This is a genomic window from Prochlorococcus sp. MIT2309 (assembly GCF_059772305.1).
Genome location: NZ_CM186282.1, coordinates 1,291,919 through 1,305,123, shown reverse-complemented (window position 1 = coordinate 1,305,123; position 13,205 = coordinate 1,291,919). Strand labels below are relative to the sequence as shown.

Genomic DNA, 13,205 nt, shown 5'->3' with positions numbered 1-13,205 from the left:
CCTTCACTTTTGTTAACTCGACACATCAGCTCGTAAGATAAATGGTCTGGTACTAAGGGCTATGTCTCAGGAAGCAATTCTCGAAAAAGTTCGTTCTATCGTTTCAGAACAACTAAGTGTCGATTCTGGGGAAGTAAAACCCGAATCGAATTTTCAAAATGACCTCGGAGCCGACTCGCTCGACACAGTCGAACTTGTTATGGCTTTAGAAGAGGCTTTTGATATTGAAATCCCCGACGAGGCAGCTGAGGGCATTGCCACCGTTGGCGATGCTGTCAAATACATCGAAGACAAAAAATCTTGAGGACCCATGATGGATAACCTCCATCGAGTTGTTATCACTGGCTTGGGTGCAATCACTCCGATTGGTAACAATGTCGATCAGTACTTGACGGGACTTAAATCAGGTTCCAATGGTGTTGATTACATAACACTTTTTGACGCTTCAAAACACGCATGTTCTTTTGGAGCAGAAGTCAAAAGCTTCGATCCTCAAGGAATTCTTGAACCCAAGGAAACCAAACGTTGGGATAGATTCTCAAAATTTGGAGTCGTGGCAGCCAAAGAAGCACTTACCGATTCAGGGCTTGTAATTGATGAGTCAAACTCATCAAAAATAGGCGTGATAATCGGTTCAGGTGTTGGTGGTCTCTTAACAATGGAAACCCAAGCAGGTGTTCTTAATGCAAAAGGGCCTGGTCGAGTGAGTCCATTCACGGTTCCAATGATGATTCCCAACATGGCATCAGGCCTTGTTGCAATTGCCCTGGGAGCCAAAGGGCCAAGCTCTGCAGTAGCCACGGCATGTGCAGCTGGTTCGAATGCTATTGGCGACGCATTCAGACTCATCCAACTTGGCAAAGCTGATGCCATGATTTGTGGTGGAGCTGAGGCGAGTATTACGCCTTTAGGAGTCGCGGGCTTCGCAAGTGCTAAAGCCCTTTCGTTTAGGAACGATGATCCCAAAACTGCAAGCAGACCATTTGATGCAGATCGAAATGGCTTTGTTATTGGTGAAGGCTCTGGAGTTCTTATACTTGAGTCCCTCGATCATGCAAAAAAAAGGAATGCAAACATATACGCAGAATTATGCGGATATGGCACAACTTGTGATGCTCATCACATAACTTCCCCAATCCCAGGGGGTTTGGGAGGAGCTGAAGCGATTAAGTTGGCTCTAATCGATGGAAAAATTAATCCCGAAAATGTTGATTATGTGAATGCTCATGGAACTAGCACTCAAGCTAATGACAGTAACGAAAGTTCTGCAATCAAGCTCTCCTTAGGTGATAGAGCTAAGCACATTCCTGTAAGCTCCACAAAGTCCATGACTGGACACTTGCTTGGAGGATCTGGAGGTATCGAGGCAGTTGCATGCATTCTCGCAATGAAACATGGAATTGTCCCTCCTACAATCAACTATTCCACTCCAGACCCTGATTGTGATTTGGACTATGTCCCTAACACAGCCAGAGAAGGAAAACTTGGGGTTGTACTATCCAATTCATTTGGCTTTGGAGGGCACAATGTGTGCCTGGCTTTTAGCCAAATAAGATAAGGTCCCAATCAAACAGAATCTTCAAATCTAAAAAAAATGGTAGCTGCGCCTGCATCTCTTGATACTCTCTGCATTAACAGCATTAGAATGCTTGCAGTTGATGCTGTTAATAAGTCCAAAAGTGGTCACCCAGGACTCCCAATGGGATGTGCTCCGATGGGATATGCCTTATGGGATAAATTTCTCAATCACAATCCAAGAAATCCAAAATGGTTCAACAGAGATCGTTTTGTTTTATCTGCAGGCCACGGCTGCATGCTTTTGTATGCACTTTTGCACCTAACTGGTTACGACTCGGTGAGTATCGATGACATAAAAGAATTCAGACAATGGGGATCAAAAACACCTGGCCATCCAGAAACTTTTGAAACACCTGGAGTTGAGGTGACTGCAGGTCCTTTAGGGGCTGGCATATCAAATGCTGTAGGTCTAGCAATATCGGAGGCTCATCTAGCAGCAAAATTCAACAAACCTGATTCAAAAATTGTTGATCATTTTACCTATGTGATCATGGGTGATGGCTGTAATCAAGAGGGTATAGCTTCTGAGGCTTGCTCTCTGGCTGGGCACTTAAAACTTGGTAAACTTATCGCCCTTTACGATGATAATCACATCACAATTGACGGTAGGACTGATGTTTCTTTTACAGAGGACGTCTTAAAAAGATATGAAGCCTATGGATGGCATGTTCTTCATGTGAAGGAGGGAAATACAGATATAGAAAGTATTTCGAAAGCCATTGCTCAAGCGAAATCAGTTACTGATAAACCATCAATCATCAAAATAACAACAACCATCGGCTTCGGCTCTCCTAACAAAAGCGACACTGCCGGAGTGCATGGAGCTCCCCTTGGAGAGGAAGAGGCAGATCTAACCAGGAAAGAATTAGATTGGAACTTTGAACCTTTTGAAATACCAAACGAAGTCTACGACCACTATAGAAAAGCTATCGAAAGAGGCTCAAACATTGAATCTCGATGGAACGAGGAACTCGCAAAATACAGAACTAAATACCCAAATGAGGCAAATGAATTTGAAAGAATGCTTAGAGGAGAGCTTCCTCAAGGCTGGGATAAGGATTTACCTGTCTACACAACACAAGATAAAGGTTTGGCAACTCGAAAACATTCACAAATTTGCTTAGGATCTTTGGGCCCAAATCTTCCAGAACTAATAGGTGGATCAGCTGATCTAACCCACTCAAATTACACTGACATAAAAGGCGAGACTGGATCTTTTCAAGCTGATTCACGAGAAAAGAGATATCTCCATTTTGGAGTTAGAGAACATGCAATGGCCGCAATTCTCAACGGCATTGCATATCACGACAGTGGCTTAATACCCTATGGCGGAACTTTCCTTGTTTTTGCCGACTACATGAGAGGTTCAATGAGACTCTCTGCTTTGAGCGAACTTGGAGTTATCTATGTATTAACCCATGATTCAATCGGAGTGGGAGAAGATGGCCCTACTCACCAACCTGTAGAAACAATCCCTTCGCTCAGAGCAATGCCAAACATGTTGGTATTTAGACCTGGCGATGGCAATGAAACAAGTGGAGCATACAAAGTAGCCATACAAAATAGGAAGCGTCCAAGCTCTCTTTGCTTGAGTAGACAAGGAATGGTTAATCAAGCAAATTCTTCGGTTGAGAAAGTAGCGCTTGGTGGATACGTACTTGAGGATTGCAATGGTGATCCAGATCTTATTTTAATTGGCACTGGCACAGAGCTAGATCTTTGCGTAAAAGCGGCTGTGACGTTAACGCAAGATGGACATAAAGTTAGAGTTGTTTCAATGCCATGTGTCGAGCTTTTTGAAGAGCAAAGTGATTCTTACAAAGAAGAAGTTTTGCCTTCAAATATCAGAAAAAGAATCGTTGTAGAAGCTGCTGAGAGTTTTGGTTGGCATAAGTATGTTGGCCTAGATGGAGCTACCGTTACCATGAACAGCTTTGGAGCATCAGCGCCAGGAGGAACTTGTATGGAAAAATTTGGATTCACCGTTGAAAATGTTATATCCCAAGCAAAACAACTACTCGCCTAAATAGAACTCATTTGAAAAAAATCAATAAATTAACCAACTAATCCTTATCAGACTTCTTTATTAAGTTTGATAGGGCTTAGTTCAGAACAACCACTTTTTGATATTGCTTTATCGAGCTCATCAAGATCTTCATCAGTAATTTTATTATTCATTGGACAATGCTTGGGTCCACACATTGAGCAAAACTCTGCTTTTTTAAATATCTCCTCTGGCAATGTCTCATCGTGAAACTGACGGGCTCTTTCTGGATCAAGTGATAATTCAAATTGCTTATTCCAATCAAAAGCATATCTTGCCCTACTCAGCTCATCATCTCTATTTCTAGCTCCTGAGCGATGCCGGGCAATATCGGCCGCATGAGCTGCAATTTTATATGCTATGAGTCCCTCTCTTACGTCCTCAGGATTTGGTAAACCAAGGTGCTCTTTGGGTGTTACGTAACACAGCATGGCAGTTCCATACCAACCTGCCATTGCTGCTCCTATGGCACTTGATATGTGGTCATAACCTGGCGAAATATCTGTGACTAATGGACCTAAAACATAAAATGGGGCCTCAGAACACTCTTCCATTTGCTTCCTAACATTAAATTCAATTTGATCCATAGGCACATGACCAGGGCCCTCTACCATTACTTGAACATCGTGCTCCCAAGCACGCTTTGTTAATTCCCCAAGCGTTTTTAATTCCGCTAATTGAGCTTCATCAGAAGCATCATGCAGACAACCAGGCCGCAACGAATCACCTAAAGAAAATGTACAGTCGTAACGTTTGAAGATCTCACAAATATCATCAAAACGAGTATATAAAGGATTTTGTTTGTAGTGATGCAGCATCCACTGGGCAAGAATTCCTCCACCTCTACTCACAATTCCTGTAATTCTGCCTTTAACTTTTGGCAAATGCTCTATTAAAAGACCGGCATGAATTGTTTGATAATCTACCCCTTGCTGACATTGTTTCTCTATAATATGCAAAAAATCATCTTCAGATAACTTAGCAATTGATCCATTGACGCTTTCTAAAGCCTGATAGACAGGAACAGTTCCAATTGGAATAGGTGATGCATTAATAATTGCTGTTCTGACCTCATCAAGATTGACCCCCCCTGTGGAGAGATCCATAAGGGTGTCAGCTCCATATTTAACTGCAAGATCGAGTTTCTTAATTTCCTCATTAATATCACTAGCGTTTGGGGATGCACCAATGTTTGCATTTACCTTGCATTTTGATGCAATTCCTATTGCCATAGGTTCGAGATTCAAATGATTAATATTCGCAGGAATAATCATCCTTCCTCGAGCAACTTCCTCCATGACAAGTGATTGAGGAAGATTTTCTCTTTCCGCCACATAAGCCATTTCTTCAGTGACCAAACCTTGGCGGGCAAAATGCAATTGAGTTAAGTTCTGTCTTCCTCTGCGAGGAGCAACCCAAGCATTTCTCATATCAAAAACCTAAGAAAAATTTAGGGGTACCTATGGCAGTTGATCACACCTTTTCACTTCCCTACACCGGTACTAACCAGATCAGGTTCAGAGGGTGTGATCTCAGCTTTACAGCTTTAGCCATAAAGCACCCCTAGTGATATTTGCAAAGTAGCTTTTTTTTTTGATATTGGCTTTGATTGTGCAATTAAAAACAATTTTTTATTTTAGAAAATTCAACTTTTAAAGTTTTTTTTACTTTTAATTTCTCTTAGCAACATTCCTCTGCGACGTTGTCTTCTTAAAAAACTTTGAGATATCAAGCCAAGAGATACACAAACAGCTGGTATTACTTGAACTTTTTCAAAACCTTGTCTATGAAATAAACCAAGCATAGCTATCAGAATCAAAAAAGGAGCTGCAAAAGATAAAAAAGGGTATCCAGCTTTTTTCATAAACAACATCAAGAGGCTTGTTGGTCCATCCAGGCAAAAATGGTTGCAATGATAATTTGAACACCAATTTCAATACTCTTTTCCTCGGGGCAAAATTCACCATTATGAAGAGGAGCACAACCCTCAGTTCCTGCTACTCCCAGCCGAAACATTGCTCCAGGAACCTCTTGAAGAAAAACGGCAAAATCCTCTGCACCTAATGAAGGCTTAGGAAGTCTGTGAACATTATTTCTCCCTAACAAAGCAACACCCGCCTCTTCAATCAATGCATTTAACTTTGGATCATTTTGTACTGGTGGTGCAATACATCGATATTTAAAAAGTATATTTCCTCCAAAGGTAGTAGCAATTGATTTAGAAATATCTTCCAGCCAAGAGATGAGTTTTTTGTGAACCATATCATCCAAGCATCTAACTGTCCCAAGTAATTTCACTCGATCTGGCAAAACATTGAAAGCATTTCCTCCAGAAATTTTTCCAAAACTTATGACAATGGGATCAAGGGCATCAAAGCATCTAGTGACTCCTTCTTGGATGCCCGTCACAATTTTTGATGCAATGAATATTGAATCAACTGTTTCATGAGGTCTTGCACCATGACCACCATTACCTATTATCTCAATTTCCAACTCACCTGCTGCTGCAGTCAGGCTGCCGTCACGTAAGCCTATATGGCCAACGGAAAGTTCAGGAAAAGCATGGACTCCAAAAAGTGCGTCTAAATCTTTCGTGGCACCATCTTTCATCATCCAACTTGCTCCTTTGGCAATCTCCTCAGCAGGCTGAAAAATAAGCCGAACCCCCGTTTTCAAATTCGAAATAGAACTTAAATATTGCCCAACTCCTAGACCAATAGTTGTATGTACATCATGTCCACATGCATGCATAATACCTTGTGTTACTGAAGAGAATGGAAGATTAGTTCTCTCTTCAACTGGAAGAGCATCCATGTCTACTCTAATTCCTACAATTGGGCCATTTGTAGGACCCAAACTTGCAACAATTCCCGTACGGCCTACTCCCTCACTCACAATCCACCCACATTTTCTAAGTTCTCCAGAAACAAGTGCTGCAGTTTGAATTTCATGTCCACTTAACTCCGGGTGAGCATGCAAATGTCTACGAAAATCAATCAGTTCTGGTAGGAGATTATTAATCTCGATTTTTGTTTGCATATGATTTTTCATGAATTCTGCGATCTCAGAAAAATCATCAAGTCATCAGTAGGTAATGGAGGCCATCTGCGAATATCCAACAACCAATCTTTGTCTGAGTAACGCTTATCAAGTCCCTCTGCTGCAACCCAATTACTTTTAGCTTCGCCTACTAATTTATTACGAGATAGTATCGCACTCAAAGCTGCTCGAGAATCTGGGAACATTGGATATTTTCTAGTTAATGAGCGTAAATCTGCTTCAGCTTGTTTAAATTCTCCTAATTGATATTCAACTAGTGCCTTACTTGATTTAGCCATAGCAAAACCTGGCCTGATTCTAATTGCCTGGTCTAAAAGATCTTTTGCTTTTTTCCACTCTCCTTTAGTCCCCATTACATTAGAAAGATTGTAAAGAGCTGAAGTATCTTGGGGATTTTTGTTAAGTATCCACTTGTAATCATTTTCAGCCTGATCCCACATTTGAAGAGCTTCTTCAGCAATTCCTTTGTTTAAGTGAACCTCAATACTTAATGGATCTAATTGAAGGGCTCTTTTCTGCTCTTCAAGTGCTTCATCGAGGTTACCGAGAATTAAAAAACAATTTGCTCGATTACTTATTGCAGAAACTTCATTTGGTGAGAAGCTAAGAAATTCATCCCAATACTTAAGAGCATTTTCACAATCTCCGTTATTACTTTTTTCAAGAGCATTCTGAAAAATTACTTGTAGATTATTATCAGCGTAAGTGACAATAGGTTTAACAATGATAATTGTTAAACAAACAAAGATTAAACAATATGTAAGAAAAATTTTGGTTAAGTATTTTATCATGAACATTTGATATGCCTTAATCCTTGCTCAGTAATTACTCTTCCTCTATTTGTTCTTTTTAAAAAACCTTTTTGCATTAGGTAGGGCTCAATAACTGACTCAACAGTACCTGCATCTTCGCCAAGCGCAGCTGAAAGTGTCTCAAGACCAACTGGACCCCCTGAGAAAGATAAATAAAGTAAATTCAATAATTTTCTATCTACTTGATCAAGACCACAATTATCAACCAAATGAAGTTTCAATGCTTCATTAACTAAGTTCAAATTAATATTTCCCAATTGATTCTTAACGGTTGCAAAATCTCTTACACGCCGTAAAAGTCTGTTAGCAATTCGTGGAGTACCCCTACACCTCTTTGCAATTTCGAGGCTTGCATCATTAGCTAATTCAATATCCAACAATTGAGCACCTCTCATAACAATTTCAGTTAGATCTTGATCATTATAAAAATCTAATCTTTGACAGATTCCAAAGCGATCTCTTAATGGAGAGCTAACTGAGGCTGGTTTGGTAGTTGCTCCCAGCAATGTGAAATGAGACAAATTAATTTGTCTCATTCTGGATGTAGTCCCTTTACCTACAGTTAGATCAAGTCTTAAATCCTCCATTGCGGGATAAAGTAATTCCTCTGAGACTCTTGTCAGTCGGTGTATTTCATCAATAAACAAAATATCTTTTGGTTTTAAGCTTACAAGAAGACCAATTATGTCTCTTGGACGCTCTAACGCTGGCGCACTCGTAACCCTACATTGCACTCCTAGTTCTTCTGCCAAAACTAAAGCCATCGTGGTTTTGCCTAAGCCCGGTGGGCCATATAACAAGACATGATCAAGAGCTTCATTCCTTAAAAGAGCTGCCTTCACAGAAATAGAAAGGGCCTCTTTTAAATGAGTTTGACCAATAAAATCATGAAACTTTTGTGGCCTAAGTGAGTTACGCTCTAAACATCTAATATCCTCACGGCATTGCTCAGGGTTAACCAATCTGTTTTTTTCGATCAAATGCTTGGGAGCAGATTGATCAATATTTGAAGAAACGATTGCCATGATGCAAGGCTAACGTCGTGAAGATAAAGTTGAAACATTAATCAAAGGAGATGACTAAAAAAAGTAAAAAAAAATCAGCAAAAGCAGACCGACTTGCAGCTAATAGGCGTTTGGCAGAAAATAGACAGGCTAAACACAACTATCAAATCTTAGAAACTATTGAAACAGGAGTTGAACTAGTTGGTACAGAAGTTAAATCTATAAGAGCCGGCAAAGCAAATCTCAAAGATGGATTTTGTATGGTTAAAGATGGCGAACTTCAACTTCATAATGTTCATATATCTCCGCACAGTTATGCAAGTAATTTTTTCAATCATGATCCCCTGCGTGTCAAAAAACTTTTGGCCCATCGTAGAGAAATTAACAAATTAAAATCGCAAATAGAAAAAAAAGGGCTTGCACTAATACCCTTAAGTATTCAACTTAAGGGATCTTGGATAAAAATTACCGTAGGACTAGGTAAAGGTAGAAAGTTGCATGACAAAAGACAGTTAGAGAGAGACAAACAAAGCAATAAAGAGGCTAAAGCAGAACTTAAGAAATTTTGACTGATCCAAAATAATTTTTTTTTAATAGGTAACTATCAGGATTTTTAAAAATAATTTCTCATTCTCCCTCAGGAGAAAGGCTTACATTCTCTGGCGGAGCACTTGGATCTGGATCAGCAATCAACATATGTTGCAGAACAATTTCAGGTCGCTCACTATCACGCCACCTAATTCGATATGCAGGCATCTTTGTGCCTCGACTTGTTGTTTGCTCAACAGGTTCCATCACCCACCCCCGTCTAGAGCGACCCTGAGGGTTTCGCTTGACCACAGCATCTGCATGCTTGAAACGGAACCCAACTCTCTCTCCACTCATCTGAACATAAACTTACTACTCGCTCAATTATCCACTTTGATGGTTCAATTTGCAGATTAATGTTTTCATTATTCCGGCTTCAGTAGCGGAAAAGCTATTACATCACGTATCGAAGGGCTATTTGTTAAAAGCATGACAAGTCGATCAATACCTATCCCTAGTCCCCCAGTTGGAGGCATTCCCACCTCCAAAGCATTTAAAAAATCTTCATCAAGACTTTGAGCCTCTTGGTCACCAGAATCTCTTAGAGATTGTTGTATTAGTAATCTTTCTCGCTGATCAATTGGATCAATCAGCTCGCTAAAAGCATTTGCAGTTTCTCTACCAACAATGAAAAGTTCAAACCTCTCCACCATCCCTTTTTTATTTCTATGTTTTCTTGCTAAGGGTGAAATTTCAATTGGATAATCAGTAATAAAGGTTGGTTGAATCAAAGTTTCTTCAACTTCCTGCTCAAAAACACTATTAAGCAGCTTCCCAATTGTTACATCTTTTAAAGAAACTTCTAAACCTGCATCTTTTATTGAATCCAAAGCCTGGGAAGAATCTTTAAATTCAGAAAAATCTAGCCCTGTTTTTTCTTTGACAATATCTGTCATAGTTACTCGCCTCCATGGTGGTTTCAGGTCAACATCCATATCAAGATATTTAATCTTCAAAGAACCACAAATCTTTAAACATATCGTCGACAACAACTCCTCAGTCATATCCATCATGTCATGGTAATCCGCATAAGCTTGATAAATCTCTACTGAGGTAAATTCTGGGTTGTGTTTTGTACTAATTCCTTCATTCCTGAAGATTCTGCCTAATTCGTATACCTTTTCAAAGCCACCAACAACAAGCCTTTTAAGATGTAACTCAGTGGCTATTCTTAAGTACAAAGGGATATCAAGAGTGTTGTGATGTGTGATGAAGGGGCGAGCATCAGCTCCTCCAGGTGATGATTGCAAAACGGGTGTTTCAATCTCTAGGAATCCTTTTTCATCTAACCAACGTCTGATCGAACTTACTGTTAGGGCTCTATTTCTAAAGGTTTGTCTTGATTGAGGATTCACAACCAAATCAAGATATCTCTGCCTATAGCGCTTCTCAACATCGGACAAACCATGCCATTTATCCGGAAGAGGCTGTAAAGATTTTGAAAGCATTTGCCAATGTTTAACTTTTATAGAAAGTTCCCCTCTATCAGTTCTTTTGAGGCTTCCTTTTACGCCAATCCAGTCTCCAGAATCCACAAGTTCAGTAATTTGCTTGAAAGATCCACCTAAATCTTGATTTTTTGAAGATTGATCCAAAATTGCTTTTTCAAGATAGAGCTGAATTGTTGAAGACTCATCGGCAATTTTAAAAAAAGCTAATTTACCCATTACTCTTCTGGCAATAACCCTTCCAGCTAAAGAAACTTCTATATTTTTTTCCTCACCATTGGGTAAATCATAATGGTCACGTTTCAAATCTTCAGCAGTATGCGATTTAACAAAACGAATTGCATACGGCTGTTGGCCTATTGATTTTAATTTTTGACTCTTTTCAAGACGAGTCGCTTTGAGATCTGACAATTAACTAATCAAAAAAATCTATTCAATTCATACTTTAAAAACTTTTATTTTTAACGCTATGTTAGGAATAAATGTTTTTAAACTGCTACTGGAGCTGGGAAATCTCCCGTACGCTGCGAGGCATATCCTATTCCTCTTACAGTGAGAATTAGTTCAGGATTTCTTGGATCTGGCTCAAGCTTCCCTCGTAATCTTGCAACGTAAACATCTACAACTCTTAAGTCAGCAGCTCTTCTTGGTGGATAGCCCCAAAGTTGCTCCAATATCTCAGCTCTTGGTACAACTTTACCTGGATCCCTGAAGAGCAATTCAAGAAGACTGAACTCTGTATACGTAAGACAAATCCTCTGCCCGCCGCGACTAACCTGACGTCGATTGGTATCAACTACCAAATCACCAAGTTTCATGACACCTTGACCAGCAGGAACTTCCCTAGGCTCGGCAACAGTTGCAGTTGGGCCAACTCTTCTTAAGATCGTGGCAATTCTGGCTTCTAGCTCCTTTGGGCTAAATGGTTTAGACAAATAATCGTCAGCACCTAAATCTAGCCCTGCTACCCTCTCTGAGATGGCTTCTAGGGCCGTTAGGAATATTATTGGGACTACGGACTCAGCACGAATTCTTCTGCAAACCGCAAAACCATCAATCTTAGGAAGCATCACGTCTAAGACGACCAGATCCGGGGATTCCCTATGAAAAATTTCTAGAGCTTCCTCTCCGTCTTTTGCTTCAAGAACTTGATATCCAGCAAGCTTTAGTCGAGTAACTAAAACCTTCAGAACTGCTGGTTCATCATCAACAACCAAAATACTGGTCATATGATTTAGTGAGGCCTGATTAAATGGGCCTTCACCATGCTGTTGCAAAGATAGACCTCTTTCAACCATTAGCATTCAGACATTAAATGTAACGATAACCTTCCAACCCCTTCTAAAGAAAACGGAAATAGCTAGTAATCAATTTTTTTTTCATTTTTAAGTATAAATGCTCAAGTAAAATTACTTATTATTAGCCGTTCTTGCGCTAATCAGGTAAAACCAGGAGGTCGTAAGAGGTGCAATTAATCCAGTAAGAACTGATTGAGACAAAAGAGTTTGGAACGCCCAAGAATTAAGCCAGAAATCCGACTGATTCCATTTGAAAATTAAAATTTGCCCCCATGCAAATAGCCCAAAAATAAGTGACCCCAAAAGAGCCAATAATCCTAAATTAAAAATAAGCTCAATTGAGCCATCTTTCTCATCGAAAGCCCCCCACCATATCCCCAAAACAATTAATGCTGGAAGAACAGAGATATGGGTATCAATTCTCAAACCATCAGTTAATAAACCTAGGCAAATCCCAACAAAAGACCCCCACATAATTCCTTTTCCAAGAGAAAGGGGTAACAAAAAGAGGACATTCCAACAAGGGCCAACCGAACGAATATGGACCCATTCCAATGGAAATATTAACAAGAATGATATCAAAAGTGTAATCAAAAAATATTTTTTTAATAGATAATTAATTCTCATTATTTAAATAGACTTGGACCCAATCAATTGCCTCAAGTTTGGCCTTTAAATCAACAATTGCAAAGGGGGAAGCTGACTTATTGTCCTTAATTTCATAAATAATACCAACTGGTATATTTGGTGCCACAAGTGTGCTTGCGGGCGAAGTGCTAACTATATCGCCCTTCTTAGCCGATGAATTCTTATTAAAAAATTTTAATTTTACTTTATTAGTCCCCATACCTAATAAAATTCCATGATGTTCAAGTCTAGGTAACCAAACTCCAATTTTGCTACTTGGTGAAGTTAACAATTTAACTCTAGATGTTGTTGGTGTTACACTATTAATTAGACCTACTAAACCATTTTCTGATACAACTGAATCTCCAACTCTTATGCCTTTATTTTTTCCTTGACTTATATCAAATTGATGCCACCAACCTCCTAGTTTTCTTGAAATAACAATTGCATTTATTTTATCACTACTATTAAAAGAATTTAATGATAAAATATTGCGCAAGCGATTATTATCTTTTTGAAGCAATTTAATTTTAATGTCTTGATCTATTATTTTCCTATTATCACTTATCTCTTCTGAGATAGTTTCAGAGAAGATTGGTGTAATAATTTGAGAATAAAGATCAAGAATTAAAGAACCCTTAGAGATACGTATTAAAATAAAAAATATTAAAAAGCAAAATGATATCCAAAATCTTTTTTTATAGATAAACTTTTTAGTATATCTAGCTCTAAACTCAGACATTTAA

At 39.2% G+C, this 13,205-nt stretch carries 14 protein-coding genes and 1 riboswitch; of the genes, 4 read left to right on the top strand and 10 right to left on the bottom strand.

Annotation, left to right across the window (positions count from 1 at the left end):
• The first annotated feature begins 61 nt into the window (after positions 1 to 61).
• From acpP to tkt, 3 genes are read left to right on the top strand one after another with little or no spacing between them, the layout of a single operon-like run.
• Complete coding sequence (gene acpP, locus AC6EJA_RS07080; RefSeq protein WP_498501966.1) at positions 62 to 304, top strand: acyl carrier protein; 243 nt, start codon at positions 62 to 64, stop codon at positions 302 to 304.
• 6 nt (positions 305 to 310) lie between these two features.
• A complete protein-coding gene (fabF, locus tag AC6EJA_RS07075; protein WP_498501965.1) occupies positions 311 to 1,558 on the top strand; it encodes a beta-ketoacyl-ACP synthase II in 1,248 nt (415 codons plus the stop codon).
• Between the two features lie 36 nt (positions 1,559 to 1,594).
• Positions 1,595 to 3,604: a transketolase gene (tkt, locus tag AC6EJA_RS07070; protein WP_498501964.1), complete on the top strand. Its 2,010-nt coding sequence runs from the start codon at positions 1,595 to 1,597 to the stop codon at positions 3,602 to 3,604.
• Positions 3,605 to 3,651: 47 nt separating this feature from the next.
• Here tkt and thiC read toward each other — a convergent pair whose 3' ends face one another.
• From thiC to ruvB, 5 genes are all read right to left on the bottom strand, one after another.
• The gene (thiC, locus tag AC6EJA_RS07065; RefSeq protein WP_498501963.1) at positions 3,652 to 5,052 is read right to left on the bottom strand and encodes a phosphomethylpyrimidine synthase ThiC; all 1,401 of its coding nucleotides are present in this window, start codon (positions 5,050 to 5,052) and stop codon (positions 3,652 to 3,654) included.
• A gap of 41 nt (positions 5,053 to 5,093) precedes the next feature.
• A riboswitch (TPP riboswitch) is annotated at positions 5,094 to 5,197 on the bottom strand.
• Positions 5,198 to 5,267: 70 nt separating this feature from the next.
• The gene (locus tag AC6EJA_RS07060) at positions 5,268 to 5,486 is read right to left on the bottom strand and encodes a DUF3188 domain-containing protein (protein WP_498501962.1); all 219 of its coding nucleotides are present in this window, start codon (positions 5,484 to 5,486) and stop codon (positions 5,268 to 5,270) included.
• Between the two features lie 8 nt (positions 5,487 to 5,494).
• Positions 5,495 to 6,661: an amidohydrolase gene (locus tag AC6EJA_RS07055; RefSeq protein ID WP_498501961.1), complete on the bottom strand. Its 1,167-nt coding sequence runs from the start codon at positions 6,659 to 6,661 to the stop codon at positions 5,495 to 5,497.
• An 8-nt stretch (positions 6,662 to 6,669) separates the two neighbouring features.
• Positions 6,670 to 7,473 carry a tetratricopeptide repeat protein gene (locus AC6EJA_RS07050; protein WP_498501960.1) on the bottom strand — a complete coding sequence of 268 codons (804 nt, stop codon included), beginning with the start codon at positions 7,471 to 7,473 and terminating at the stop codon, positions 6,670 to 6,672.
• The gene (gene ruvB / locus AC6EJA_RS07045; RefSeq protein WP_498501959.1) at positions 7,470 to 8,519 is read right to left on the bottom strand and encodes a Holliday junction branch migration DNA helicase RuvB; all 1,050 of its coding nucleotides are present in this window, start codon (positions 8,517 to 8,519) and stop codon (positions 7,470 to 7,472) included. The genes AC6EJA_RS07050 and ruvB overlap by 4 nt, the downstream gene beginning before the upstream one ends.
• Before the next feature lie 50 nt (positions 8,520 to 8,569).
• On the opposite strand from ruvB, the gene smpB reads away from it, so the two are divergent.
• Complete coding sequence (gene smpB / locus AC6EJA_RS07040; protein WP_498501958.1) at positions 8,570 to 9,067, top strand: SsrA-binding protein SmpB; 498 nt, start codon at positions 8,570 to 8,572, stop codon at positions 9,065 to 9,067.
• 58 nt (positions 9,068 to 9,125) lie between these two features.
• Here smpB and AC6EJA_RS07035 read toward each other — a convergent pair whose 3' ends face one another.
• The 5 genes from AC6EJA_RS07035 to AC6EJA_RS07015 form a co-directional block, all read right to left on the bottom strand.
• Positions 9,126 to 9,383: a DUF8660 family protein gene (locus AC6EJA_RS07035; protein WP_498501957.1), complete on the bottom strand. Its 258-nt coding sequence runs from the start codon at positions 9,381 to 9,383 to the stop codon at positions 9,126 to 9,128.
• Between the two features lie 68 nt (positions 9,384 to 9,451).
• On the bottom strand, positions 9,452 to 10,945 hold the full coding sequence (gene lysS / locus AC6EJA_RS07030; RefSeq protein WP_498501956.1) for a lysine--tRNA ligase: 1,494 nt from the start codon (positions 10,943 to 10,945) through the stop codon (positions 9,452 to 9,454).
• A 77-nt stretch (positions 10,946 to 11,022) separates the two neighbouring features.
• Positions 11,023 to 11,763 carry a response regulator transcription factor RpaB gene (gene rpaB / locus AC6EJA_RS07025; protein ID WP_498503569.1) on the bottom strand — a complete coding sequence of 247 codons (741 nt, stop codon included), beginning with the start codon at positions 11,761 to 11,763 and terminating at the stop codon, positions 11,023 to 11,025.
• Positions 11,764 to 11,943: 180 nt separating this feature from the next.
• On the bottom strand, positions 11,944 to 12,336 hold the full coding sequence (locus AC6EJA_RS07020; protein ID WP_498501955.1) for a rod shape-determining protein MreD: 393 nt from the start codon (positions 12,334 to 12,336) through the stop codon (positions 11,944 to 11,946).
• Between the two features lie 112 nt (positions 12,337 to 12,448).
• The gene (locus AC6EJA_RS07015) at positions 12,449 to 13,201 is read right to left on the bottom strand and encodes a rod shape-determining protein MreC (RefSeq protein WP_498501954.1); all 753 of its coding nucleotides are present in this window, start codon (positions 13,199 to 13,201) and stop codon (positions 12,449 to 12,451) included.
• Between the last annotated feature and the right edge of the window lie 4 nt (positions 13,202 to 13,205).